Origin of the sequence: Streptomyces afghaniensis, from assembly GCF_044327915.1 — a bacterium.
Taxonomy (GTDB): Bacteria; Actinomycetota; Actinomycetes; order Streptomycetales; family Streptomycetaceae; genus Streptomyces; species Streptomyces afghaniensis.
Genome location: NZ_JBIRGJ010000001.1, coordinates 1,448,884 through 1,474,920, shown reverse-complemented (window position 1 = coordinate 1,474,920; position 26,037 = coordinate 1,448,884). Strand labels below are relative to the sequence as shown.

Sequence of the window (26,037 nt, the reverse complement as noted above, 5' to 3'; positions counted from 1 at the left end):
AGGCTGCTACACGAGATGCGCGACGAGACCGGCACGGGCGATAAGACCGGAGTCCGTACGGCCGGTAGCGGTGTCGTCGATGAGGACCAGTACGACAGAGCAGACCACGGCTCAGCGCAGAGGTCCCCTCAGGGTGGTTCCTGGCGGGGCTTCGCCTTATCACCCGCTCTCACTCAGGTATCACGAACTGGGCAGACCCTCCCGGACTGGGAGGCCCTGACCTCCGGTTTCGTGCCCGCACTGGAGTGGCTGAACGCCCGTGGACGGTCTCTACAACCTGTGCCATGTGGTGCCGTGTTACAGCCTGAACCGGAGAACAGCCCCGACAGGCTTCGCCTCGGCCTCAGGCCGCGCCCCGCAGTCCAGCGTCCAACACGCGCGCGGCCTTCGTGATGCTCCCCGGCATCAGGTGCCGGTAGGTGCGGTACGTCTCCTCGATCGACTTGTGCCCCATCCACTCGGCCACGTCGGTGATCGGGATGCCACTGCCCAGCGCGTTGGAGGCGAAGTAGTGCCGGAAGCCGTACATCCCCATCCCGTCCATGACGGGCAGCTTCTCGAAGAGCGTGCGGACGCGCCGGCGTTCCATCGGCTCGGTGTAGTACCCGCTCGGCCCGCGCAGCAGATACCCCTCCTTCGTCGTGCCGTGTTTCTCCTCATAGCGTTCGATCGCCTCCCGGACCGAGCGGGGCAGCGGCACCTCGCGGAACTCCCCCACCTTGCGGTGTTTCAGCTTCGCCGGCCGGTGCGTGTTGGAGTGGATCTGCTCGTGCACCCGGTACACGTCAGCCGCCACGACGTTGTTGACGTGCACTGCCCGGGCTTCGCCGTTTCGTAGTCCGCATCCCGCCATCATCACAATCTCCAGAGCAAGGTCGTCCCCCGCGACAGCCAGAGCCTGCTTCAGATAGGCCAAGTCCGGAATGACCACCCTCTGGCGGACGTACTCCGGCTCCTGCACCCCCTTGACCGGGTCATCCGCCATCGCCCCCTTGTCGTAGGCGTCCCGCAGAATCGCCTTGAGCGTGCGCAGGATGTTGACCTGATTACCCCGGCCGACACCGTCGGCCTCCACCTCGTCCAGGAAACGCTCCACCACGATCGGCGTGACGGATATCAGCTTCCGCGATCCCAGGCGCGGAACGATGTGGACATTGATAGAGCTGCTGACGTGCTCGCCCGTGGAGTATTCGGTCATCCGGCGCTGACGGGGCAGCCACTGCTTCGCGTATTCCGCGACCGTCTTCTGCCCCAGCTCCCGGCGCGCTTCCGCGACAGACGGCGCCGTGCGCTTCTTCTCCGCGTAGATCTGCGTCAAGCGCTCGATCGCATCGTCCTGCGTGTCGAAACCGCCCTCCTCGACCTGCTTCCCCAGACCGTTGCGGAAACGGATCGTGTACGGGTGCGGGCACCGCGTCGGCCTGGCACAGCCGCAGTCCTTGAAGAACGACCCCATACCGCGAGCCAGCTGACGAGCTACGAAGCACACCCTCCGAACGGGAGCCAGGCATCTGCGCCCAGGCCCCCGCCGCGGCGGTCACCAGGTCAGCAAGCCAGGACGCTTGCGCGCCCAATGCTGACCATTTGCTGACCTGAGCGGCCCTACTACGCCTCTGACGTGCGCAAACGCCCAGATGCTAGATCTTGGACTTGAACATCGTACGCAACATGGAGAAACTCCCGTTTTGTCAGCTCCCTGCTTGCTCATTGCAAGTCAAGGGCGGTTTCCGGAGAGTACAACGATCCGCATGTCCGGTCAGCTGTCGCCCGGTGTTTCAGTACTCACACCGACCCGTGGCTGACCTTCCCCAGGATTGACCAGGTCCACCTCCTGCCGGAGCCCTCCGTCAGTTCTCGGCGACGACGACCACCGCGTCCTGGACCGACCAGCGGCGCCGCTCGGCTTTGGGCGGGTTGATCCGCACGCCGTAGCCGGGACTCGTCGACGAGTCGTCGTGGCTTCGGTAACCGATGGCGCATTCGCCGCGCTGACGTGCCGCGGCCACGACCGTGGCGAAGGAGGTCTCGCTCCCTGGCAGCACGTAGTCGGTGGCGGGCCGCAGGTGCACCCCGGTGCCGTCGGCGGAGAACAGTTCCTCGAACACCGCTGCCAAGTGCCGGTTCTGGGAGATCTGTGCCATGAGCAGGCCGATGAGCTTGCCACTGATGATCACGTCGGCTCCGGGGCTGATGGGGGCCAGCGCCCGGTTGCGGTCGTCGATCAGTTCGGTGACGACCGGCAGTTCGCGCCCGGTGGCTTCCTCCAGTTGGCGCAGGAGCAGCAGGGTGACGAGCGTGCGGTTGTCGGGGTCGTCCTGCGGCTGTCCGGGAGCGGGGTCCTGGCCGAGCACGATCACACTGTCGTAGGAGTGCACGTCCAGACGCTGCAGGGTCTCGGGACGGGTGATGTCGCCGTGGTGCAGCGTCAAGGTCAGGTCGGTGCCGCTGTGCGTGTCCGCCTCGCTCACCTGCCGGGCTGTCACTTCACGACCGTCCGCCACCACGTCGACGGCTGACCCGGGCAGGGCGCGGCGGCGCAACTGGTCGACTATGAGCGGCGCCCGGCGATTCCAGCCCAGCAGGAGAACCCGCTCCGGTCGCGGCGCGGGCGCCGAAGGGCCGGATGCCATCGCCGCCTTCTCGACCAACTCCGCGCAGTCGTCCGGCCAGGCCGTGTCGTCGTCACGGGAGATGACGATGAGCGAGTCGTCGGGGGCTATCGGCGTCTGCGGTGGCGGGTTGAGCAGGGGGGTGCCTTCTCGCATCATCCCGACGACGCTCGACGTCGGGTAGGACAGCAGCGTGTCGCCGAACGGCCGGCCTGCCAGGGCCGGCTCGGTGATCAGGTAGAACTCGTCGCCGGCGAAGTCCAGCAGTTCCTGGTGGACGAGGGAGAGCCCGGGCCGGCGGGCGGCTTGGACGATCAGCCGGGCCGTGACGGTGTCGCTCTCCAGGACGATGCCGTCCGGTCCGGCGGCGAGACAGGCGGCCAGGCGGTAGCGGTCGTCCCGGACGGCGGCCACGACGGGCGGATGGGTCCCCTCCCCGGCCAGGGCTGCCCGGAGCGCCAGCAGCGTCTTGACCACCTCGGCATCGGCGTCCGGCTCGTCCTGGGGCAGGACCAGCACGACACCGGCCGTGGCCGGGCTGGTCAGGGTGAGCACGGCCGGGTCGGTGGTGGGACCGCTGCGGCAGATCAGCCGCGTACCGCCGACGGGACCGACCTTCGTGCTCAGGGCCTCCTCCATGGCGGTCTTGTCCCGGTCGGCCAGGACGGCCACCGCCGCGCGCCGCTGGTTGGCGTTGGCGGCCACCAGCTCGCTCACCACGGTGAAGACCTGCTCCGACCACCCCAGGACCACCGCGTGCCCTTGTTCGAGCACGGTGGAACGGCCCCGTCGCAACTCGGTGAGCCGCTCCGTGAGCGCCGTCGTGATCAGGCCGACGAGCGTCGAGACGTACAGCAGGGCGACCAGTGCGAGCAGCACCGACATCGTCACTCGCAACGGCGCCCCCGTGGCACCGCCCAGCCGCAGTGTCTCCCCGGTGAGGCGCCATACCTCCGCCAGCCGGTCCGCCAGGGGCGCCGGCGCGTCGGGATCGGTCCACACCAGCACCGCACTGGCCGGGACGACGATGGTCAGACACAGCAGCGCCATCCAGCCGACGAGAGCGGGAGCACCGCGGGCCAGCGTGCTGTCGAACCAGTAACGGGCTCTGTCACCGAACGGAGTGCGCCGCTGCGCCACCCTTCCCCCTCCACCGACCCGCACTCTCGTGGGGCCTGCGCGGCACGTCGCCTTCCTGACGCGACCGCAGGCCCGCCGAAGAGCACGGATGCGAATACGCATGTGGCAGTGTGGGGGGCCGATCGTGGCGGCAGACGGGGTTTGCTCCGCATTCATCCCTTCGGGGTTCCCGAGCCGTTCACGCCAACGGACCTGCTCGACGTCAGGGTTTGTCCCCGTCTTCGCTCCTTCGAGTCAACGCCGGGACGGAGGGCGGGCGCCCGGTCACGGCCGCCGGTACAAAGGCCGCCATGACTGAAGATCACGCGGTGGTGCACTCAGGCAGCGGCTTCTCCCGGCGTGGCTTCGCGGCGGTGGCCGGCACGGCCACGTTGGCGACGGCCCTGACCGGCGGTGTCTCCGCGGCCCTGCCCGCGCCGACCGCCCCGAGCGCCGGCCGAGGCGCCGACTTCGACCGGTGCCTGGCCGTCGCTCGCGCACTGCTCGTACTGGACTCCGACAACCGCCCCCTCGTCCCGCGCTACCAGCGCATCCTCGAGCAAGGCCTGCCGGCTCAGCGGCGGACACGTACGAAGGACGTTCTGGTCATCGGAGCCGGTCCGGCCGGGCTGGTGAGTGCCTGGCTGCTGAAGAAGGCAGGACACCGTGTGACCGTGCTGGAGGCCAACGGCAACCGCGCAGGCGGACGCATCAAGACCTTCCGCACCGGCGGCCACGAACAAGCGAAGCAGCCCTTCGCCGATCCGCGGCAGTACGCCGAAGCGGGCGCGATGCGCATCCCCGGCAGCCATCCGCTGGTGATGGAACTGATCGACCAGTTCGGCCTGAAGAAGCGGCGTTTCCACTATGTGGACGTCGACAACGAGGGACGTCCCGCCAACCGCACCTGGATCCACGTGAACGGGATCCGCATGCGGCGCGCCGACTACGCCCGCGCGCCCCGGCGCATCAACCGGTCCTTCGGCGTCCCCCGGGCCCACTGGGACACCCCTGCCGCCGCCATCCTGCGCTCCGTCCTGGACCCGGTGCGCGACGAGTTCAGTTATGTCAACGGCGACGGCAAGCGGGTCGGCAAGCCGCTCCCCGAGCGGGTGCGGGGCTGGGCCCGCGTCGTGCAGCGGTTCGGTGACTGGTCGATGTTCCGCTTCCTGACCGAGCACGCCGGCCTCGACGAGCGGACCATCGATCTGATCGGCACCCTGGAGAACCTCACCTCACGCCTCCCGCTGTCCTTCATCCACAGCTTCACCGGCTCCTCCCTCATCAGCCCGGACACGCCGTTCTACGAGCTGGAGGGCGGCACGGCCGTGCTGCCGGACGCCCTCCTGGAACGCGTGCGGGGGGACGTGCGGTTCGACCGCCGTGTCACGCGCATCGAGTACCACCACCCCGACCGCCCTTCGCCGGACACCGAGCACGTCCGGAGCAAGGGCCCGCACGTATGGGTGGACACCGTGTCCGAGGGGCGCGACGGTCCCGTCGTACGCGAGCAGTTCACCGCGGACGTCGCCGTGGTCACGGTTCCGTTCTCCGGACTGCGCCACGTACAGATCGCCCCGCCCATGTCGTACGGCAAGCGCCGCGCGGTCTGCGAACTGCACTACGACAGCGCGACCAAGGTGCTGCTGGAGTTCAGCCGGCGCTGGTGGGAGTTCGACGAGGCCGACTGGAAGCGCGAGCTGAACGCCGTCGACCCCGGCCTGTACGACGCCTACCGCACCGGCCGCGCCGCCACGGACGGCAGCCTGCTCGCCGCCCATCCCTCCGTGCCCGCCGGGCACGTCACAGCGGGTCAGCGCACCCACTACGCCGCCAACCGCGCGATCGCGCGCGACCAGCCGGAGGCGGTCGACGTCGTGGGGGGCGGCTCGGTGTCGGACAACGCCAACCGGTTCATGTTCCACCCCTCCCATCCGGTGCCGGGCAGCGCAGGGGGTGTGGTCCTGGCCTCCTACAGCTGGGCGGACGACGCGCTGCGCTGGGACTCCCTGGACGACGAGGCACGCTACCCGCACGCTCTGTGCGGCCTCCAGCAGGTGTACGGCCAGCGCATCGAGGTCTTCTACACCGGCGCGGGCCGCACGCAGAGCTGGCTTCGCGACCCCTACGCCTACGGGGAGGCGTCCGTGCTCCTGCCCGGGCAGCACACGGAGTTGCTGCCCGCCATCCCCGTGCGCGAAGGGCCGTTGCACTTCGCCGGGGACCACACGTCCGTCAAGCCGGCGTGGATCGAGGGAGCCGTGGAGTCCGCCGTGCGTGCCGCCTTGGAGATCCACACCGTGTGAGCCGCGCGGTCCGCTGAGCCACGACGCACACGCAGGCCCCGGCGCACCCGCGCCGGGGCCATCGGTTCTCGCGGGGCGACTTCGTTGCCGTCCGGCGTCTGCACACCCCAGCCGTCAACAGGAACTGCCACAGGACGACGAACTGCCGCAGGACGAGGAGCTGCTGCAGGACGACGAACTGCCGCCGGAGCAGGAGGAGGAACCGCTGCAGGAAGAACCGGACGGCGAGCCGTCGCAGGCGTCACCCGCGGCGTACCAGGACGCATCGCCGGCCGCCATGCCAACGCCTCCCGCAGCTGATGCCGCACCCGTACCGCTGCGCGTCGGCCACGCCCCGTACCCCTGCCCACTCCCCAGGCCGTACCCGGACGCCTGCCGGCCCAGATCGTCCCAGGCACGCCGCCAAGCCCGACGCACGAGCCAGGCACACAGCACAGCCATCACCAGCACGGCAACAACCACCACGACCAAAGCAGTCACGATCACTTCCCCCGTCCACCGGGCCAGGCGCACCGGCTGTCCGGACCATGCCCCCTGCCGTGGCGACCTCAATCTCCTCTTGAGCAAGCCAAGAGGTTCTCTCATCAGAGCCAGGTACGAGCACTACCGCCTGCAGTGCCGGGCACGACCCGGATTCATAGGTGGATCACCAGGGCATCTCTCCGTGACGGTCACGGAAGGTTCCGGTCGGTCCGTCCGCCCCGATGGTGGCGAGTTCGACGATCGCGTCGGTTCCCTCGGTCACTGTCTGCGGGCCGCTGTGCCCGTTGAAGTCGGTCGCGGTGTAACCAGGGTCGGCCGCGTTCACCTTCACGTCCGGCCAGGACTTTGCGTACTGCGTGGTCAGCATGGTCACGGCAGCCTTCGACGCCGTGTAGAGCGGCGCGACGGCCCGGCCCTCGGCGCGCCCGGCGTCGTGGGTGGCCGCGAAGGACCCCATGCCGCTGGACACGTTGACGATGACGGGGCTCGCGGACTTGCGCAGCAGGGGCAGGAACGCGTGCGTCACCCGGACGATCCCCACGACATTGACCTCGAACACCTCGCTGGCGTCGGCGGCCGTGATCTGGTCGGCGGCGTTGTGCGACCCGAAAATGCCCGCGTTGTTGATCAGGACGTCGATGGTCCCCTCGCGAGCCTCGACATCGGCGGCGGCCGCAGCCACCGACGCGTCATCCGTCACATCGATCTGGACGAAACGGGCACCGAGGGCGTCGGCGGCCGCCTGGCCGCGCTCCGGATCACGAGCGCCGATGAGCACGGTGTGGCCGGCCTCGATCAAGCGGCGGGCGGTCTCGTACCCGAGGGACTTGTTGGCTCCTGTGATGAATGTTGTCGTCATGCGTTCACCCTCGGCCCGTGGCGAGAGGAGAACCAGAGCCCTCTGCGACGGTAGGACCGTCAGTACCAGGCCCAACGGCTGTCCGGCGGACACAATGGTCGAGTGGACGAGACTCTGGGCACGGCATTGCGCCGCTGGCGCGACCGGCTTTCCCCCCTCGACGTCGGGCGGACCTCGCGTACCGGACGACGTGCGGTGGGGTTGCGACGCGAGGAACTGGCCGAGCTCGCAGGGCTCTCGGTCGACTATGTGGTGCGGCTGGAGCAGGGCCGCGCCACGAGCCCTTCGGCGCAGGTCGTCGCGAGCCTGGCCAGGGCACTGCAGCTGCAACCCGTGGAGCGTGATTACGCCTACCGGCTGGCCGGCCTCCTCCCTCCGCAAGAGGGGACGGTCTCCACGCATGTGCCGGCGGGGGTCCAGCGGATGCTGGCTCGCCTCGGGGAGTTCCCCGTGGGTGTGTTCAGTGCCGACTGGACCTTGTTGTCCTGGACTCCCGCATGGGCGGTGCTGCTGGGCGACCCCAGTGCACGGACACGCGTCGAGCGGAACCTGGTGCGGGCGGTCTTCGCCGCGGGGCCCTCAGGGCTCGCGGCCTGGCCCGTGATCCAGGACGGCGAGGCCCTTGGCCCGGCCCTCGTCGCCGATCTGCGCACGGCTCTCGTCAACTACCCCCGTGACCGTGGGCTGATCGACCTTGTCGAGGAACTGCGGTCCACCAGTGCGGAGTTCACCCGGTTGTGGGACCAGGGTGCGGTCGGGCCCCACGTCTCGGCCCGCAAGACCATCGTGCACCCCCAGGTCGGCGAGGTGACGTGCGACTGCGATGTGCTCACGGTCCCGGGCTGCGACGTCCGCCTCGTCGTCTACACGGTGGCGGCGGGTTCCGCCGATGCGGAAAAGCTGGAGTTCCTGCGGGTCACGAACGGCGTCCGCACCGACGGCCCCTCGCCTCCGGGGCCCGGCCTGTTCTCCACGCCGTAACAGCAGGGACCGGACCGTCCTGCCTCGCGGGAAGGCGGCCACTCGCGGTGCGGTGTACGTGCAGGGGTCGCGCTCGGCGGTGAGCTGGTGGAGCAGGATGACGTCGGCCTGCTTGCCGGGGCGCAGCGAGCCGATACGGTCGGCCAGTCCCAGCGCGTCGGCACCGTCCAGGGTGGCCATCCGCAGGACGTCCTTGTGGGAGGCGGGCGTCGTCGGCAGCCTGGAGGTATCGCGCAAGGCGATCGAAGCTGGAGTTGCCGGCGGTGATCGGTACGCAGAGCCTGGCTGCCGAGTAGGACCTGGAAGAAGTACGTCACCGAGACCTGGCCGCAGCGGATGTCGCCTCCGTCAGGGCGCGGGTGTATTCGAGATCCCAGACCAGGCTGAAGGCCGCCAGCGACGGTCGATCGGCGTGTACGGCGTGGAGGAGGCAGCCCGCTGCGATCGCGCCGGTGACGGCGCACCGGTGGGCCGCCGGCGGCCGGCAGACGCGGCGGGCGAGGCGCAGCAGCCGGTGCCGGTGACGCAGGTCCTCGCGCACCGACGGCAGTCGCCCCGAATCGGGCACGAGTTGGTCGATGAGCACGTCGAACTGTGCGCTGAGGGCTGGGATGCGGGTCCAGGTCCGCAGGGTGCGGTCGCTGTCGTGCCAGACGACGGCGACGGGATCGAACGCGAACCGGCAGCCCAGTCGGGCGAGCCGGAAGCCGAGTTCGACGTCCTCCTGTCTGGCAAGACGCTCGTCGAATCCGCCGACGGCACGGAAGTCGGCGCGACGGACCGCGAGGTTGCCGGTGTAGCAGTGGGTCCACGTCGGGGCGGTCTGGCATCGGCCCAGCCGGGCGTATTCCCGCCCCAGGCGGTCGGCGTCCCAGTGCGTCCAGGGCGGCAGGCGCCGCCCTGGCGGGGAGAGGATCGGGCCGAGGGACACCACGGGTCCGGCGGCACTGCTCAGTGCGGCGTGGTGCCGGGCGACCAGCTCGGGTCGGGAGATGCAGTCGTCGTCGATGAACAGCACGTACGGTGCGTCCGACAGGGCCACACCCCGGTTGCGGCTCGCGGCGGGCCCCACCGATCGCGCATTGCGGACTACGCGGATCGGGCGGGTGGGGTGGGACGCCTCGACGCGCCCCGCCACCGGGTCCCGGCCGCCGTCGTCGACCACGATCACACCGAAGTGCTCGAAACTCTGGCGCCAGAGCGCGCCGAGACAGGCCGCCAGCTTCTGGGCCGGGCGGTCACGGGTCGCGATGACGACGTCCAGCTCGGTGTCCCGTCCTGATCCCTGCATGTCCGCCATCACGTCGCCTTCCCGGTGTGTGTCGTGCTCACGGTGATGCTGTGAGGCCCGCGCCGGGCCCGCTCGGGCGCGCCGCCGCGGGGCGGCGGCAGCGGTCTCGCCCGGGCTGCAGCGTCACCACCGCAGAAGCACACGGCGACCAGCAAGCCCATCACCGCGGTGATGCCCAGAGCGTCGAAGGCCGGAAAGGTCACGCCGGTGAGGAGAAGGGCGAGCAGGGCCGCTCGGCTGCCGGTCCGGAGGGTGTGCCGCCGCCAGTCCTCCCCGGGTGGGCCGCGGCGCACGACCGCCGCTGCGATCACGAGCACGAGGAAGGCCGCCGCCGGTATCCCGATCTTCCATGCCAGCCAGAGGTAGCCGTTGTGGGCGAAGGGGGTCGTCAGGGTGTCGAACGTGTTGTCCTTGCTCCAGGTGATCGTGGCGCCGAAGCCCGATCCGGTCAGGGGCCGGCTTCTGATCTCGTCCAGGACGACCTGCGACTCGATCACCCGGTACTCGTAGGACTTGTCGACCTCGAGTCGAGTGACCGAGACCAGGCGTTCCACGGCCGTACGGATCTCGCCGGGTGCGAGCGCGGCGAGGCACACGAGCAGTGACACAGCACCGAGCGGCGCCCACTTCGCCGCGATCCGGCGCGCGTGGGCCCCCGACATCATCACCACGACGGCGCAGGCCACCACCGTGGCCACCCAGAACGTCCGCTCGTACGTGAGCCAGAGGCAGACCGCGTTCAGGCACACGATCGCCGCCAGCAGCCATCGGAGCGGGACCGACCGCACGCGACCGGACACGAGCGCGGCCCACGCCAGCGTCACGGCGACCGGGTACGCGTACAGCCCGCCCTGCAGCGAGCCGCGCTCCGACGAGGTGAGGTCCACGCCCTTGCGCACGCCGACATCGGCCGAGCTCGTGTAGTCGATGGAGAACCCCCACTGGATCAGCCCCCAGGCCCCCAGAGCCAGCCCGAGGGCGATCAGCGCCCCGTCGAGACGTCGGCGGGCAGCCCTGTCACGGACCACCGGCCACGCCAGCACGAACGCGCCCACCCCGAGCATCACACGGCGGGCTTCGTGGCCCGCCTCGCTCACGGCGGCTCCGTGCGTGATTCCCCACGCCAGGGCCCCGGTGACCACCAGGGCGACGCCCGCGGCGGCGAGAAGCGGTATGCCGGTCTCCAGCCTGCGCGTGAGGATCAGCCATCCGACCCGGCACAGTCCGAGGACGAGGAGGACGTCGACGAGCAGCAGCCCCGGTCGGCCGGATCCGCCGACGGCGGAGAACTGGTCCTGCACCTCGAAGGGCACCAACACCGTGACGGCGAGCAGCACGGACAGGGCGGCGACCGGTGCCCCGAGCGCCAGCGGGATCACCACGATCGCGGCGACGGCCATGAGCGGCGCACCGGGCAGGAGGGCCCCGAACGCAAGAGCTGCCAGCACGGCGACACACGTCGTGCCCAGGGCGCGACGGCCCGCTCCGGACGCGAGCGGCGGCGATGGCGCCCGCTTCCGTCCGGCCACTGCCCAGGTCACCGGGACCGCCTCCCGACGAAGGTCCGGAGCAGCAACAACCCGGACGCCGCCAGCCCGGCAGCGCCCGCGGCGCAGACGGCGACGCTGTCGGACGTCCCCGCGGCCCTCAGGGAGACGAGCAGGGCGAAGGTCACCGCCACCTGCCAGGCCACCGCGGCCACGATCGGGCGCACAGCATGCCAGAGGTCCCCGGGTGTGGTTCCGGCGAGCCGTGCACCGACGGTGGCGTACACCGCCACGTACGGCAGGAAGACCACGACGTGCGCCAGTGCGGCCCCACGGATCCCGTCGATCGACACGAGGACCCACAGGGCGACGGCGGTGGCGACACAACGGGCGGCCATGACTTTCGCGCGGAAGTCGATGTGTCCGGTCCCGGAGAGCGCCTCACCTATGCAGTTGTCGATGGCGTAGCCGATGCCGGCCACCCACAGCACCTGGAAGGCGGTCACCATGCCCGCCCATTCGGGTCCCAGGACGGCCGGAAGCACCACCGGTGCGAGCAGGATGCCGGCCGGCAGCAGCGGCAGCAGGAGTGCCGACATCAGGCGCACGGACTGCACCGTCCGCTCCCCGCTGGTCTCAGGGCTGGACGCGGCGGCGGCGAAGAGCACCTTTCCGACCTGCTCGGAGAATTGGGTCGAGGGAGCCATGGCGATGGTGAAGGCCAGGGCGTAGAGACCGACGAGACTCGCGTCGCTGGAGAGGCCGACCACCAGGTAGTCGATGTTGGCGGCCAGCATCATGGTGACGCCGAACAGGAAGAACCACCGGTTGGCGGTGCGCGCGTGGTCGGCGGCGCCGGAGGCGTCCGGCGCGCCCGACGGATGGCGGAGACCGGGCAGGCACAGCGCGGTGGTGAGCACCGCCAGCAGACCGAACAGCACCACTTGGCGCGCCACCAGCGACCACACGCCGGCACCGGCCAGGACAGCGGCCACGGCCACCGCCGCGGACACGAAGTTGGCGACGGCCGTGGCCCAGGCGAGCCGGCGGAACCGCATCGACTTGTGCAGCAGCGCCGTGGGGACGACGGCGATCGCGTGCAGCGGCAGGCAGACCGCGAGCAGCGCGACGGCGGGTGCGTCTCCGCCTCCCGCGAAGGTGCCCACCAGGGGCCCCGCGGACGCCGCCATCGCTGCGGCGAGTACTGCGGCGATGAGGAAGCAGCGCCAGAAGGCGCCGGTGAGGTAGGCCCGGGTGAGGCGCGGGTGCACCATGATGCCGCCGTAGGTGCCGCGTTCCACCAGCAGGGTCGCGATGTAGACGACGGCTGTTCCGACCGCCACGGTCCCGAAGCTGGCCGGTGGCAGGCGTCGTGCGAGGAAGATGAGGGATCCGTAGGCGAAGGCCTGGGCGACCAGATGGCTTCCGGTCATCCACGAAGCGGAGGCGATCAGACTGCGCCCGGTCAGCTCGCGCGGCCTGGGGACGCCCTTGGCGCTGACGCTCACGGCAGTGCCCGGCTGCCGGTCGGCGTCGCGGAGTACCCGTCGTGCCGCCACCGCAGGCGCAGGGCGTCGACGGCCAGGCGAGCGGCGGAAGGAACCCCCTGGAGCAGGTAGCGGCGCCAGAGCCAGGGCTGTCTCGTGAGCCGCCAGGCCCACTCCAGGCAGAGCCGCCGCACGAGGTCCGGGGGACGGGTGCGATCGCCGTTGATGAAATCGAAACTCGAGCCCACGCCCACGAACCAGGTGCCCGGCAGGGCGGGGCGCAGTTCGGTCATGACCGACACCTGGCTCGCGAAGGGCAGACCGAGGAACACGATGTCCGGGGACGAGGCGACCAGTGTGCGCGAGAGGGCCGCCAGCTCTCCGGCCATGGTGTCGGGCCGGACGTAGCACGGGCGGGTTTCGGCCCGCAGCCCCGGGTTCACCTGCGTGAGACGGTCGGCGGCCCGCCGTGCCTCGCCGGGACGACCCCCTGCGAGCAGGACCGAGCGCCCGTGCGCACCTGCTCCCGCGGCCAGGGCCCGGAGCATGTCGGTGCCCGTGATCTGCTGGGGCGCCGGGGTTCGCTGGATGCGCAGCGCGACCACCAGCGGCATGCCGTCGGTGACGACGAGTTCGGTGTGTTCGAACACCCGCCGCAGGTCCGGCGAGCGCCGGTACTGCCGCAGGATGTCGATGTTCGGCGTCAGCACTGTCCCGCCCCGGCCCTCCGCCAGGCTGTCGAGCACCTGGCCGACCGCCTCGTCCAGCGTCACCGCATGGATGGGCATGCCCATGAGACGCCGGGTCCGCCGGGGCGGAGGCGACCCGTGAGCGGGGAACGACATCGGACTCACTTCCCGATGGTTTCCGGTGCGGACCCATCCGGTTCCCGTCCGGCGGGCGCGACATCGTCGTTCTGGGCGCGGCGCCTGACTCGCTCGATCCCGACGGCCCCGAGAACGCCGAGGAACATCCCGCCGACCGCCGCCATGCCGATCATCACGGCTGCGGGCATCTCCTTGACGCGGACCGCCGGACCGATCGAGTCGATACTCAGGGTGGGGTCCGCGCCGCTCTCACGGACGAAGGTCAGAAGTTGCAGCCTCCGGGACTCTTCCCCGGCGTTCGGATCGGCCGCGGTGTTCCTGGTCGCGAAGGCGATGCGGCGATCCAGTTGCGCGGAGATCGTCTGCCACCGATCGTTCAGAGCGGTCTGTGCGAACGTCCTCGCCAGGCGGACCGCCTGGTCCGGGTCGGCCGCTCGGGCGGTGATCTCGATCATGTTCGTTTCGCCGACCGTGACATCGACGGCGGAGCGGACGGATCCGGGAGTCCAGTTGCCGCCGAGGGACTGGGCGGTCTCGAGCGCGACACGGTGGGAGTCCAGCAGTCGCGCCAGCGTGGAGGAGGTGCGGTTGGCGTCGCCCGCATCGCGAACGAGGCTGGTTCCGAGGAATGTCTCGTCCGATTGCGCGAGCGGCGTGACCGGCATTCTCGCGGTCGAACTGTAGGAAGGGGCCCGTGGACCCAAGGCCACCACGCTCGCCACGACTGCGGCGAGCGTGGTGAGGACCACGAGGGGCCACCAGCGCACGACGTCGCGGATACCGACAGCGCCCGAACGGGCGCCGCCGTCGTGTGGCGCTTCGGGCCGCTTGCCGTCCGATGCCGCGGACGTCCCCAGGGGACGCCGATGCAGGTCCGTGGTCATGCCGGCTGCCCGTAGGCGAGAAGGTGCATGGTGACCGCCAGGTCCTCGTCGGGGGACGGGTCGGGTGCCTCGGCGCAGGCCAGTTGCGCGTCGACGGCACGGTTGAGATCGTGCGGATCACCCGCCCGGAAGGTCCGCGAGGCAAGTTCCCGCAGGCCACCCACGTCCGCAGCGACGGCCGGGGTGCGCAGCTGACGGGCAACCGCGAGCACCCCGCTCTGACTCGCCTTGTCGTAGGGCAGGACGACGAGATCCGCCGCCGAGATCGCCGCCGCGAACTCTTCGAGTGGGAGGAACCCCACGCGTGCGACGACGTCGACGCCGTGGGCATGTGCGAGTTCTGCGCAGTGAGCCCACCCGCCACGGTCTTCGCCCACGACGGCCAGACGCCGGTTCGGGGGCCACCGGCGAGCACTCTCGACAAGCACGTCGAGCCGCTTCTCGGGTCGGATGCATCCGGCGAAGAGGACGACGGACACGTCCGGGCCGGCCCGCCACTCGTCGCGCCACGCGAGCCGCTCGTCGTCCGTGGCCTCGGGCACGAGCTGGACGAGCGGAGAACAGCGCCCCGCCAGACCGCGGCGGCGGAGAACCTCGACGTCCGCATGGGAGTAGACGATGATCTCGTGCGGGACTCGAAGGGCGAGCCGCAGCAACGCGCCGTCCACACGCCCCCGTCGCGAGAACGTGTCGTGCGGTGAGTAGACCACCAGGCGATCCCTGAACCGCCCGACGCTCAGTGCGAGAAGTGTCAGCGCCCCAGCCGCGGCGATCCCCTGCACATGGAGGACCGCGCCGGGCGGTACCGCGGCGTGAAGGTGCGGCAGCGTATGGCGGACGAACCTGCGGGCGATGGCGCCGGGGCGGTGAGCGCCGCCGCGACGATCACGTGGCCACCAGGAGCACGGGCACAGGTCGACGCCGTCGATGCGCACCTTCTCGTGCTCGTGCCCGGTGTGGAGCACCACGTGCCGGCCGGACTCGCCGAGGAGCTGACCGAGGCGGCAGGCATGCTGGAAGACTCCGGCGTATCCCGACGGTTCGAACAAGTGGATCTCGCGGCGGGCGGACCGGGAGATGCCCGCGCGGTCAGGGACGTGCTCCGGCATCCGGGACGGACCCTCTGGGCTGGTTCGGACGGGTTCGGGGCACATGCAAGCAGTCTGCGGTGGCGCCGAGGCGGGTTCATCGGTAACCGGACCCAACTTTTCGCTGCGGGCTACCCAGATACGCCGAGCGACGAGCCCCTACTCGGGGTGCCGGCCTCCGCCTGCCTGAAGCGGGCGCGTGAAGGCGTGCAGGCCCGAAGATCCTTAGACTGAAGGTGTTCGGACACACGACGCTTCCATGCTGGGGACAGCCGTGACCGATCTTCTCGAACGCGGCGCCGTACTGCGGGATCTCGCAGACTGCCTGGATCAGGCCGGGCTCGGCCACGGACAGCTGGTTCTGTTGCGCGGTGAGGCCGGTATCGGCAAGACCGCGGTGGTGCGACGCTTCGCGGAGGAGACGGGCGGTGCGGGGCGCGCCCGGGTTCTGCTCGGGGCCTGCGATCCGCTCTCCGCGCCTCGTCCTCTGGGCCCCTTGATGGACGTCGCCACGCTGCTCGGCCCGCCGGTGACCCAGGCCCTGGAGGCGGGCCTGCGCCGGCGTACCGACCCGGGCGGCATCTTCAGCGGAGTGCTCACCGCGCTCGGCGGCCAGGCGGGAGGGCAGCCGACGCTGCTGGTGATCGAGGACCTGAACTGGGCGGATCAGGCCACTTTGGACCTGGTGCGCTTCCTGGCCCGGCGGATCGACCGGATCCCCCTCCTGCTCCTGGCCACCTATCGCGACGATGAGATCGGCTCCACACACCCACTGGCGGCGGTACTGGGCGACCTCGCCGCCCTGGCCGCGGTCCACCGGTGCACCCTGGAGCCGCTGAGCCGCCGGGCGGTCGCCGAGCTGACGGCCGCGGCCGGGCACCCGGTGGACGCCCACGAGTTGTTCAGCAACACGCATGGAAACCCGTTCTACGTCACGGAAGTCCTGGCGGCCCGCGCTCCCGGCGTTCCCGCCACCGTGCGTGAAGCAGTACTGGGCCGCATCGCCAGGCTCCCGGACCGGGCCCGGGAAGCGGCGGAGACGGTGGCCGTCATCGGACCCCGCGCCACCGAACCGTTGATCGCCGCCGTGTCACGGGACGCCGCCACGGGGCTGGAGGACTGCCTGGCATCGGGTGTGCTGCGCCCGGACGGCCCGGTGCTGTGCTTCCGCAACGAGCTGGCGCGCCGTGCCGTCTGGGAGTCGCTCCCGGTCTACCGGCGCGCCAGGTTGCACGGCCGCGTCCTGGCGGCCCTGCGCTCCAAACCGGTCGACCCGGCCGATCTCGCGCAGCTCGCCTTCCACGCCGAGCAGGCCGGGGACGAAGGGGCCGTGGCCGAGTACGCCCCGCGGGCCGCCTCCTACGCCGCGGCGCTCGGCTCGCACCGGGAGGCCGCCGAGCTGTACGGCCGCGCCGTGCGCAACCCGGCCGTCGCGCCGCCCGCACAGCGTGTCGAACTGCTCGAAGCCCAGGCGTACGAGAACTACGTGACCGGGAACGTCACGGAGGCGATCGACGCCTGGGACGAAGCGGTCCTGCTGCGCCACGAGCAGGGCGACCGGCGACGCGAGGCACAGGACCTGCGCCGGCTCTCCCGGATGCACTGGCTGGCGGTCCACCCGGCAGACGCCTGGCGAGCGGGCCTGGACGCCGTTCGCGTACTGGAAGGCGAGGACGCGCCCCGGGAACTCGCCTGGTCCTACTCCCACCTCGCCCAACTGGCCTGCCTCGGCTACGACCCCGCGACGACGGCCGATTACGCGGGCAAGGCCGCCGGACTGGGGCTCGGTCTGGGCGAGCCCGCGCTGCAGACCCACGCGCGTGTCTGTGAGGCCCTGGTGGACGTGGCCTGCCGCGGGCAGGGCTGGGAGAGTTTCGAGGACGCCTGGTACGCGGCCATGGCCGAGGAGGGCATGGCGGAAGACGCCTGCAAGGTCGGAGCGGTGGCCTGCTGGACCGCGGCGCTCCATCACGATCTGCCGCGCCTCGATCGACTGACAGAGCGCACCTGCGCGTACTGCCGCGAACACGAACTTCCCATGTTCCTCGTGCTGGCCCTCGGAACGGCCGGCCTCGGCATGCTGCACCGGGGCCAGTGGGCACGGGCCGCCCAGAAGGCGGGCGACGTCCTCGACCGGAACCCCCAGCCGGTGCACCGGCTGCTGCCCTTGGTGACGTCGGCGCTGGTCAGAGCCCGCCGGGGCGAGCCGGGGGTGTGGCCACTGCTGGACGAGGCACTCTCGTACGGCGAAGACGCGGATCTGTTCCTGGCGGGCCCGGTATGGGCCGCCCGCGCCGAAGCGGCCTGGCTCGAAGGGGACGACGGCCTCGCCGTCGCGGAGGCGGAACACGGTCTGAAGGCGGTCACCATCGACAGCGACCCCTGGCTCGTCGGCGGACTGCTGCGCTGGTCCCGGCTGACGGGCGGCGAGCCCCCGCAGACGCGGGCGGCAGAGCCGTACGCCCTGGAACTGGCCGGGCAGTGGCGCGAGGCCGTGCGCGTGTGGGAGGAGCTCGGCTGTCCGTACGACGCGGCGCTGGCCCGCCTCGGCGGTGATGTACCCGCCCTGCGGCAGGCCCTGGAGACCTTCCGCTCCCTGGGGGCCCGCCCCGCTGCGGAGCGCACCTGGGAACGCCTGCGGGCGGCCGGGGTGCGGCGCACCTCGTACGGCAGGCGCGCCTCGACGTGCGCCAACCCCTACGGCCTGACCAAGCGGGAGCGGGAGGTCCAGCACCTGCTGCGCGAGGGACTCAGCAACAGGGAGATCGCCGCCCGGCTCTACATCACCCCCAAGACCGCGGCACACCACGTCGCCGCCGTGCTCGCGAAACTCGGCGTCCACACGCGCGAGGAGGCCGCCGTCCCGCTCGACCAGGACCAGTCCCGACTCCCCTGAGGTGAACACCCGAAGTGCGATGACGGCCACGCCCGGTATCTGGGCATCCCGCCGCGAAAAGCTGGGTCCGGTTACCGATGAACCTGCCCCGGACACCGCCTCAGACTGGACGCATCTCCTGCCGGCGCCGGACGTAGGAGGCGTGGCACATGGCGAGGCGCATCCGCGTGGTCACGTTCGTGGGCACACGGCCCGAGGTCATCAAGATGTATTCGCCCATCCGCGCACTACGCGACCTGGATTCGACCTTCGAGACGATCGTGTGCTCCAGCGGCCAGCACGCGGAGCTGTTGTCCGACGCCCTCACGACATTCGGGATGCGCGCCGACTACCAGTTGGCGGTGATGCGGAAGAACCAACGGCCTGCCGAGGTGGCGTGGAAAGTGGCTCAGTGGGCCGCCGGCATCTGCGACCGGCTGCGCCCGGACGTCGTCATGGTCCAGGGCGACACCACGACCACGATGGCCGCCGGCGTCGCGGCCTTTCACTCCGCCACGCGAGTGGCTCACGTCGAGGCCGGCCTGCGGACCTATGACAACCGTGCCCCTTGGCCTGAGGAGGGCCACCGGCGGATCGTCGGCGCGATCGCGGATCTGCACTTCGCCCCCAGCGAGACGGCCGCGGCCAACCTCGTACGCGAGGGGGTGGCGCCGGACCGGATATTCCTCACCGGGAACACCGGCATCGACGCGCTCTACTGGGCCCGCTCACAGCCGCGTCAAACGGCCGCGCCCGTCGAAGGGCAACGTCGCATCGTGATCACCACACACCGGCGCGAGAGCATTCCCGACGGGATCAGATCCATATTCGGCGCCGTCCGGCAGCTGGCGAGTCTCTACCCCGACGTGCAGTTCCAGTTGGTGCGTCACCCCTCTCCGCCGGTCATCCAGATGATCCAGCAGACGCTGAACGGAACCCGCCCCCCGAACGTCGAGGTGCTGGCGCCATGCAGCTACATCCCGTTCACGCACATGCTCGCCGACTCGTACTTGATAGTGACGGATTCGGGCGGCATCCAGGAGGAAGCGCCGGCCTTGGGCAAACCGCTTCTCGTGGTCAACCGTCGCACGGAACGCGAGGAGCCCCTCAGGGCCGGGACGTCCAACCTCGTCGGCACCGATCAGCACGACATCGTCGCGGCGGTGGCCGCCCTGCTCGAGGACCCCGCCCACTATGCACGCATGGCCACTCGCCATGACCCCTATGGGGACGGCCTCGCCGGCGAGCGGATCGTGAAGATCCTCGGCGAGGAGATGGCGCCGTCGGTACGCACGGAGTGCCGGCGATGACGGCGGCGTCCCCGGTCACCGGTACCGCTTTGTCCGCGGAGACAGCGGAGGCCGCCCGGCGCATCGAGCGATGGTTGCTGCGGAGCGGGGTGCAGATCGAGGAGGGCGCCCAGCGCGGAGCGGTCGCCGGATGGCTGGACCGGGCGGGGCGGCCGGAGTTCGTCTACCTCGAGATCACCGGCTACTACCTGACCACGATGGCCTGGCTGGCGTCGGGCGCGGCGAGCTCTCCGGACCGTGCCGCGGATGCGCACGAGCACGGTCGGCGGGCGTTGGACTGGGTCAACCGCACCTTGTCGGAACAGGGAGTTCCGCCGACACGGCTGTATCTGTCGGCCGGTCGCTCCGACTGGCGCAACGCCGGCGTGTTCACGTTCGACCTGGCGATGGCGGCGCGGGGAGTCGCGTGTTTCGGGGGCGTCGCACGGCAGGGCGCGTGGGAGGGGCCGGCCGCCGGCCTCTGCGCCACCGTCGACGGCATGTGTTCGAGAACGTCCGTCCTGCGGTCCCATGACGCGGTCGACGGCGCGCCGCTTCCCGACCGTTGGTCGACACGACCGGGGCCGCACCACCTGAAAGCGGCTGCGGCCCTGCTCCGGATGCCTGACGGCGTGCTGGGGATGCCTCTCGGAGAGGTCTGCCACCGGACCTGCGGGCACTGGGAGGCGATGTTGCGGGAATCCTGGCCGTGCCGCGAACTGCACCCGCTGCTCTACGGGATCGAGGGCCTGCTCCTCTCGGCGTCCGCCGCGGAAGACGGGGCGCTGGAGGTCGTCGAGCAGCTCTACGTCCGGCTCATGGGGCTGCAGGCCGTTGACGGAACCCTTGCCGAGACCACGGGAGGGGGGCTCGTGCGTTCCGACGTTCTCGCCCAGGCCCTGCGTATCGGTCTTCTGTTGCGCGGCCGTGGATACCTGCGAGGAGACCACTGGGCGGGACGTCTGGAGGGGCTGACGCGGGCGCTGCTCGGCTTCGTGCGACCGGACGGAGGGGTTCTCTTCTCAGGCGATCAGGACATCACCAACGCCTGGTGTGCGATGTTCGCCCATCAGGCGCTGCTCCTGCACTCCCCCGACGCCGGCCGGGCCCCCTCGAACCTGAACGCGGTCGGCTCAGAGCTGTTGGTGTGAGTTCAGTAGGCGCCTCGGCGCCCGAGCACGGCCGGTACCGTCCTGACCAGGAGCGTGATGTCCAGCAGGAGTCCCCAGTCGGCGATGTAGTCCAGATCCATGCGTACTTGTTCGGCGAACTCGACATCGGATCGCCCGCTGACTTGCCAGACGCAGGTGATACCGGGCTTCACGAGCAGTCGCTGCCATTCCCGGGGACCATAGTGCGCGCACTCCTCCGGAAGAGGAGGTCGCGGGCCGACGAGGCTCATCTCGCCGTGTATGACGTTCAGCAGCTGTGGCAGCTCGTCGATGCTCCATGTGCGAAGAACGCGTCCCACCGGTGTGACCCGCGGATCGTGACTGATCTTGAAGAGGGGGCCGGCGCATTCGTTCAGGTCCAGATACGCCGACCGCTGACGCTCCGCACCCCGGTACATGGAACGGAACTTGAACATCCGGAACGGCTGTCCGTCCCGGCCGACCCGCTCCTGCGGGTACAGGACCGGCCCCGCGGACGTCAGTTTGATCGCGCATGCCGCCGCCAGAGAGACCGGCGACAGCAGGATCAGCGCGAGCAGGGCCAGAACCATGTCGAGGGCACGTTTCACGAGCAGTTGGCGGCTGCTTGCCGCGAGAAGACCGCCCTCGAGACGTGCCGGGGTGCCGGCGTCCGCGATATGGCCGGTTTCGGGGGGCATGCCAGCAGTCTGCGGTGGCGCCGAGGCAGGTTCATCGGCAACCGGACCCGATTTTTCGCGGCGGGATACCCAGATACGCCGGGCGACGGCATCCCCACTCAGCCCGCTATCCAATTAGGTTAGGCTAAGCTAAACAAAGCTCGGGACCCGTGCGGTGTGCGATCAGGGGGAGGGAACCGCCGTGGGCTTGCCGCCGGAGGAGCTCAGAGGCAGCACGGTCGTCGTCAAGTACGGCGGCCACGCCATGGTGGACCCCGGCCTCCAGCAGGCGTTCGCGCACGACGTCGTGGAGCTGTGGCGCGCGGGCCTGCGCCCGGTCGTCGTGCACGGCGGCGGTCCGCAGATCAGCGCGATGCTCGACCGCCTCGGCCTGGAGACCCGTTTCGAGGCGGGCCTCAGGGTCACCACCCCGGAGACCATGGACGTGGTGCGCATGGTGCTGACGGGCCGGGTCCAGCGGGAACTGGTCGGCCACATCAACGCCCATGGTCCCCTCGCCGTGGGGATGACCGGCGAGGACGCGCACACCATGACGGCCGTACGGCGGCCGGCCTGGGTGGACGGCCGGGCGGTGGACATCGGCCTGGTCGGCGATGTCGTCGAGGTGAACCCGCGCGCGGTGCGCACACTCCTGCAGGAGGGGCACATCCCCGTGGTCTCCCCCGTGGCCCGTGGTGAGGACGCGCAGGTCTACAACGTGAACGCCGATCTGGCGGCGTCGGCACTGGCCGTCGCCCTCGACGCCGCCCGCCTGGTGGTGCTCACCGACGTGGCGGGACTGTACGCGGACTGGCCGCACAGCACGGAGGTGATCGAGCGGCTGACCGCCGGTGAACTGGCCGCGCTGCTGCCGGGGCTGGCGGCCGGGATGCTGCCGAAGATGGAGGGCTGTCTGCGGGCCGTCCGCGGCGGCGTACGCAGGGCGCACGTGCTCGACGGCCGCGTACCGCACGCCCTGCTGCGGGGCGTACTGGGCCGGAACAGCCCCGGCACCACGGTGTGTGCGGAGGACGGCCCCGTCACGAGCTCCGCGTGAGGACTCGCCCTCACAGGGTCCGCGCGAGGACGCGCGCGTTGCGGCGCGGGTCCAGGGACGTCGCCCAGGCCGGAGGCGCGAGGCGCACACCGGCCGGGGCGAATCCGTGCCGCAGGAAGAGGCCGCCGCTGCCCACCGTCGCGGTGAACAAGGAGCCCACCGACTGGGCGCGCGCCCTGGCCAGCGCGGCACGCAGCAGCCGGCCTCCCAGTCCGCCGCCCTGCCGGTGCCGGGCCACGCAGAAGTTGTAGAGAACGCCCGCGGCACCCTGGCCTCCCTCCGCGTCGGCCGCGTGGACGCGCAGGGCCAGGCAGCCCTCCAGGACGCCGTCGGGTCCCTCGGCCACGAGGAAGTCGGCCGCGTGGGCGGCATACAGCGAGACGGGTCGCCGGCGTAACGCCCCCGAATCCGCGAAAGGTTGGGACAGGGCGGCGAGGGCGGCGGCGTCGTCCGGGCGGGCGGGTCGTACGACGCAGACCGCGGTGAGAGGAGCACGCGGCAACGGCGGTGCCGTGCGCGGCGCAGCCGTGTTCAAGGCTTCTCCGCCCCGCTTCCGGATCCGTCGTCGCGTCGGTCGCGACCGTCGACGTACGTCGCCACCACCTCGATGTCGCCTATGCGGGAGGTGTCGACGCGCCACGGGTCGTCGCCGAGGACCACCAGGTCGGCGCGCTTGCCCGGGGAGAGGCTGCCGGCGCTGTCCTCCCAGTGGCAGGCATAGGCACCGGCGACGGTGTAGGCGCGCAGCGCCTCGTCCACGGTGATGCCCTCGTCCGAGCCGATCACCCGGCCGGACTCGGAGGCGCGCTCGACCATGAACTGGACGGCTCGCAGCGGGGATCCGTCGGTGACCGGCCGGTCGGAGCTGCCGACGAGGGTGATGCCGTGGTCCAGGAATCCCTTGCCCCGGTACAGCCACGGCGCCCGCTCCTCGCCCATGATCGCCGCGTAGTCGTCGCCGAAGTACCGCAGGAAGTTGGGCTGGACGACCGCGCTCACGCCGAGCCGCGCCATACGCGAGAGCTGGTCGGGGCGGATGAGGCCCGCGTGTTCGACGCGGTGCCTCACGCCGTGGCGCGGCCGCAGGCGCTGGGCCCGCTCCAGGGCGTCGAGGGCGACGTCGGCCGCGCGGTCGCCGATGGCGTGCACGGCGAGCTGCCAGCCGGCGAGGTGGCCGGCCACGATCGTCTCGGTGAGCGTCTCCGGGTCGTCCTGCAACTGGCCCGTGTGGTCCAGCCCTTCGTACGGGCTGCTCAGCGCGGCGGTACGGGCCATCATGCCGCCGTCGGTGTAGACCTTCAGGGCCCCGACGGAGAGCCAGTCGTCACCGAAGCCCGTGCGCAGGCCGAGGTCGAGGGCCCTGGGGATGCCGTCGGCCTGGTGCGCGGCGACGGGCCGCAGCCGGTCCGCGGCGACCATGAGCTGCACCCGTAGCGGCAACAGCCCCTTGTCGCGGGCGAGTTGGTAAGCGCCGAGTTCGACCGGGCTGTGCCCGAAGAGGGCGCCTCCGATGCCCGCCTCGGCGCAGGCGGTGACGCCTTCGGCGACGCAGGTCCGGGCGGCGCGTCCGACCGCCTCGGCGAGTTCTTCCTGGGAGTACGGAAGACGCAGCGCGCGGGCGGCGCCCATCGCACCCTCGGCGAGGAAGCCGTTCTCGTGGGGGACGTCGGCGGGCAGCAGGTCCAGGACGGCGGTGTTGACGACGCAGCCGTGTCCGGAGTCGTGGAGCACGAACACCTTGTGCCCGTGGCTCACCCGGTCCAGTTCGGCGGCGGTCAGATGACGGCCCAGGGCCCGCTGGTCGTAGCCGGCGATGCTCACCCAGGTGCCGGGCGAGCCCTTCCGGAGGGCAGCCTCCTCCACGACGGCGAGCACGTCGTCGATCCGCGTGCGGCCCGCGATGCTCGGCGTGTTCTGCTTGAAGCCGGTCCAGGCCAGGTGCACATGGGCGTCGATGAACCCGGGCAGCACGGTGGCGCCCTGAAGGTCGATCACCTCACGAGCGGGCAGCGAGGTCACGGCCTCGTCCAGGCCGACGATCCGGCCCCGCCAGATGCCCAGGTCATGGGCGACGGGGTGGGCCGGGTCCATGGTGACGAAGCGGGCGTTCGTCAGTCTGGTGCAGAGCATCGGGCGTCAGGCGTCCATGGACTCGGCGAGGGAACGGGGGCGCAGATCGGTCCAGTTGGCCTCGACGTACTCCAGGCAGGCCTCCCGGGTGTTCTCCTCGAAGGCGATCGTCCAGCCCCCGGGCACGTCCGCGAAGGACGGCCAGAGCGAGTGCTGGCCCTCGTCGTTCACGAGGACGAGGAAACGGCCGTCGGCGTCGTCGAAGGGGTTGGTGCTCATGTGCCGGTGCCTCCAGTGGAAATTAGGTTAGGCTCGCCTAATCGCAAGTGAGCTTAACCTTCTCGCTTTCCGCTCCACAAGGAGACGTGCAATGAGGCTGGTGGGGGAAGACACGTTCGCCGCGTTCGGACTGCACGGCATACCCGGCACCGACGCGTTCTGGGCGGCCGCGCGGACACCTGCGTCGATACCCGCCGGCGACGGCTGGACGACCCTCTTCCTGTGGCGTGGGTCCAGCCCGGCGAGCATCGACTTCGAGAGCTGGTCCGAGCCGGTGGCCCTGGACCGGTTCGGCGACACGGACTGCTGGTACGCCGAGGTGCGCATGCCCGCGCGGCTGCGGGTGACGTACCGGTTCCGCGTGGGCGAGGAGGCGTACGCCGATCCGCTCAACCCGGTCGGGGCCGGCGGGGACCGGTCCGTCGCCGCGACGCCGGACGCGCCGCCTCAGCCGCACTGGCCCGCTGTCGGAGCCGACGGCGTGCTGCCTCTCCCCCGTACCCGGATCCGCTGGGCCAGTGAACGGCTGGGCGGGCGGCGGACCGTGCGGGTGCATCCTGCGGGTGGTGGCGGGCCGGTCGTCCTGCTGCTCGACGGGGACGACTGGCTGTATCTGCACCCGGCCATGAGCGCGTTCGACTCGGCAGTCGCCAGTGGGGAGATGCCGCCAGTCACCCTGGTCTTTCTTCCGGCCAAGGACAGGCAGGCCGAGTTCGCGTGCCGGGCCGAGCTGTGGGAGGCGGTCCGGGACGAACTGCTGCCGCTGGTGGCGGAGTCGGGGGTGACCGCCGACCTTGACCGGCTGGTGGTCGCCGGGCAGAGCCTCGGAGGGCTGAGCGCGGTGTACGCGGCGCTGGAGTTTCCGGAGCTGGTGTCTCGTGTGGCCTGTCAGTCGGGGTCTTTCTGGTGGACGCCGGGTGCCATGCGGCTGGCGGATCCGTTGGGTGGTCCGGTCGGCGGCGACGTGGCCGACCAGCTACGGAAGCGTCCCGACCTGACGGGGCTGCGGGTCGCGTTCGATGTGGGGGAACACGAGACGCGGATGCTGCCGCATTGTGAGGAGGTGGAGGTCTTGGCCGAGCGGGCCGGGGCGACCGTGCGGGTTTCGCGGTCGGCCTCCGGCCATGATCGGGCTGGGTGGAGACATGCACTGGTCAGGGATGTCGCCTGGGCGTTGGGGGCACCGTAGTCGTCTGCGGGCCCATGGGGGTTGATCGCGCCCGCGCGGCGGAGCCG

20 protein-coding genes and 1 pseudogene are annotated in these 26,037 nt (G+C 70.9%); 7 read left to right on the top strand and 14 right to left on the bottom strand.

The window, feature by feature from the left end:
- Window positions 1-343 precede the first annotated feature (343 nt).
- Window positions 344-1,456 carry a tyrosine-type recombinase/integrase gene (locus ACH4G3_RS06185; RefSeq protein ID WP_397623322.1) on the bottom strand — a complete coding sequence of 371 codons (1,113 nt, stop codon included), beginning with the start codon at window positions 1,454-1,456 and terminating at the stop codon, window positions 344-346.
- Window positions 1,457-1,847: 391 nt separating this feature from the next.
- Entirely contained in the window at window positions 1,848-3,749 is a 1,902-nt protein-coding gene (locus tag ACH4G3_RS06180; protein ID WP_397623321.1) for a CASTOR/POLLUX-related putative ion channel, read from the bottom strand.
- Between the two features lie 290 nt (window positions 3,750-4,039).
- On the opposite strand from ACH4G3_RS06180, the gene ACH4G3_RS06175 reads away from it, so the two are divergent.
- Window positions 4,040-6,034, top strand: coding sequence for an FAD-dependent oxidoreductase (locus ACH4G3_RS06175; RefSeq protein ID WP_397623320.1), 1,995 nt, complete (start codon window positions 4,040-4,042; stop codon window positions 6,032-6,034).
- 646 nt (window positions 6,035-6,680) lie between these two features.
- Here the strand turns inward: ACH4G3_RS06175 and ACH4G3_RS06170 are convergent.
- Window positions 6,681-7,376, bottom strand: coding sequence for an SDR family NAD(P)-dependent oxidoreductase (locus ACH4G3_RS06170; protein WP_397623319.1), 696 nt, complete (start codon window positions 7,374-7,376; stop codon window positions 6,681-6,683).
- A gap of 102 nt (window positions 7,377-7,478) precedes the next feature.
- Between ACH4G3_RS06170 and ACH4G3_RS06165 the strand changes: the two genes are divergently transcribed.
- Window positions 7,479-8,357, top strand: a complete 879-nt coding sequence (locus ACH4G3_RS06165) for a helix-turn-helix transcriptional regulator (protein WP_397623318.1) — start codon at window positions 7,479-7,481, stop codon at window positions 8,355-8,357.
- A gap of 102 nt (window positions 8,358-8,459) precedes the next feature.
- On the opposite strand, the pseudogene ACH4G3_RS06160 reads toward ACH4G3_RS06165, so the two are convergent.
- From ACH4G3_RS06160 to ACH4G3_RS06130, 7 genes and pseudogenes are all read right to left on the bottom strand, one after another.
- Window positions 8,460-8,537 (bottom strand): annotated as a pseudogene (locus ACH4G3_RS06160) (amidohydrolase family protein); the annotation flags it as partial.
- A 133-nt stretch (window positions 8,538-8,670) separates the two neighbouring features.
- Window positions 8,671-9,657 (bottom strand): glycosyltransferase family 2 protein, encoded by a 987-nt coding sequence (locus tag ACH4G3_RS06155; protein WP_397623317.1) that lies wholly within the window; start codon window positions 9,655-9,657, stop codon window positions 8,671-8,673.
- A complete protein-coding gene (locus ACH4G3_RS06150; protein ID WP_397623316.1) occupies window positions 9,657-11,096 on the bottom strand; it encodes an O-antigen ligase family protein in 1,440 nt (479 codons plus the stop codon). The genes ACH4G3_RS06155 and ACH4G3_RS06150 overlap by 1 nt, the downstream gene beginning before the upstream one ends.
- 89 nt (window positions 11,097-11,185) lie before the next feature.
- Window positions 11,186-12,643: an oligosaccharide flippase family protein gene (locus tag ACH4G3_RS06145; RefSeq protein WP_397623315.1), complete on the bottom strand. Its 1,458-nt coding sequence runs from the start codon at window positions 12,641-12,643 to the stop codon at window positions 11,186-11,188.
- Window positions 12,640-13,410: a WecB/TagA/CpsF family glycosyltransferase gene (locus ACH4G3_RS06140; RefSeq protein WP_397623314.1), complete on the bottom strand. Its 771-nt coding sequence runs from the start codon at window positions 13,408-13,410 to the stop codon at window positions 12,640-12,642. Before ACH4G3_RS06140 ends, ACH4G3_RS06145 begins: the two co-directional genes overlap by 4 nt.
- Window positions 13,411-13,472: 62 nt before the next feature.
- Complete coding sequence (locus tag ACH4G3_RS06135; protein ID WP_397623313.1) at window positions 13,473-14,333, bottom strand: YveK family protein; 861 nt, start codon at window positions 14,331-14,333, stop codon at window positions 13,473-13,475.
- Window positions 14,330-15,442, bottom strand: coding sequence for a glycosyltransferase (locus ACH4G3_RS06130; protein WP_397623312.1), 1,113 nt, complete (start codon window positions 15,440-15,442; stop codon window positions 14,330-14,332). Before ACH4G3_RS06130 ends, ACH4G3_RS06135 begins: the two co-directional genes overlap by 4 nt.
- Window positions 15,443-15,680: 238 nt before the next feature.
- On the opposite strand from ACH4G3_RS06130, the gene ACH4G3_RS06125 reads away from it, so the two are divergent.
- The 3 genes from ACH4G3_RS06125 to ACH4G3_RS06115 all read left to right on the top strand — a co-directional run bounded on the left by ACH4G3_RS06125 (window position 15,681) and on the right by ACH4G3_RS06115 (window position 20,736).
- Window positions 15,681-18,317, top strand: a complete 2,637-nt coding sequence (locus tag ACH4G3_RS06125; protein WP_397623311.1) for an ATP-binding protein — start codon at window positions 15,681-15,683, stop codon at window positions 18,315-18,317.
- Between the two features lie 149 nt (window positions 18,318-18,466).
- Window positions 18,467-19,606 (top strand): non-hydrolyzing UDP-N-acetylglucosamine 2-epimerase, encoded by a 1,140-nt coding sequence (wecB, locus tag ACH4G3_RS06120; RefSeq protein ID WP_397623310.1) that lies wholly within the window; start codon window positions 18,467-18,469, stop codon window positions 19,604-19,606.
- An 89-nt stretch (window positions 19,607-19,695) separates the two neighbouring features.
- Window positions 19,696-20,736 (top strand): hypothetical protein, encoded by a 1,041-nt coding sequence (locus tag ACH4G3_RS06115; RefSeq protein ID WP_397623309.1) that lies wholly within the window; start codon window positions 19,696-19,698, stop codon window positions 20,734-20,736.
- Between the two features lie 2 nt (window positions 20,737-20,738).
- On the opposite strand, the gene ACH4G3_RS06110 is transcribed toward ACH4G3_RS06115, so the two are convergent.
- A complete protein-coding gene (locus tag ACH4G3_RS06110) occupies window positions 20,739-21,530 on the bottom strand; it encodes a sugar transferase (protein ID WP_397623308.1) in 792 nt (263 codons plus the stop codon).
- 67 nt (window positions 21,531-21,597) lie between these two features.
- On the opposite strand from ACH4G3_RS06110, the gene argB reads away from it, so the two are divergent.
- Window positions 21,598-22,452, top strand: a complete 855-nt coding sequence (gene argB / locus ACH4G3_RS06105) for an acetylglutamate kinase (protein ID WP_397623307.1) — start codon at window positions 21,598-21,600, stop codon at window positions 22,450-22,452.
- 10 nt (window positions 22,453-22,462) lie between these two features.
- Here the strand turns inward: argB and ACH4G3_RS06100 are convergent, their stop codons facing one another.
- The 3 genes from ACH4G3_RS06100 to ACH4G3_RS06090 are packed head-to-tail and all read right to left on the bottom strand — an operon-like array spanning window position 22,463 to window position 24,801.
- Window positions 22,463-22,987 carry a GNAT family N-acetyltransferase gene (locus ACH4G3_RS06100; protein WP_397623306.1) on the bottom strand — a complete coding sequence of 175 codons (525 nt, stop codon included), beginning with the start codon at window positions 22,985-22,987 and terminating at the stop codon, window positions 22,463-22,465.
- Window positions 22,984-24,582, bottom strand: coding sequence for an amidohydrolase (locus ACH4G3_RS06095; protein WP_397623305.1), 1,599 nt, complete (start codon window positions 24,580-24,582; stop codon window positions 22,984-22,986). The genes ACH4G3_RS06100 and ACH4G3_RS06095 overlap by 4 nt, the downstream gene beginning before the upstream one ends.
- Window positions 24,583-24,588: 6 nt before the next feature.
- Entirely contained in the window at window positions 24,589-24,801 is a 213-nt protein-coding gene (locus tag ACH4G3_RS06090; RefSeq protein ID WP_086599049.1) for an MbtH family protein, read from the bottom strand.
- 91 nt (window positions 24,802-24,892) lie between these two features.
- Between ACH4G3_RS06090 and ACH4G3_RS06085 the strand changes: the two genes are divergently transcribed.
- Window positions 24,893-25,990 carry an alpha/beta hydrolase-fold protein gene (locus ACH4G3_RS06085; RefSeq protein ID WP_397623304.1) on the top strand — a complete coding sequence of 366 codons (1,098 nt, stop codon included), beginning with the start codon at window positions 24,893-24,895 and terminating at the stop codon, window positions 25,988-25,990.
- Window positions 25,991-26,037: the final 47 nt, after the last annotated feature.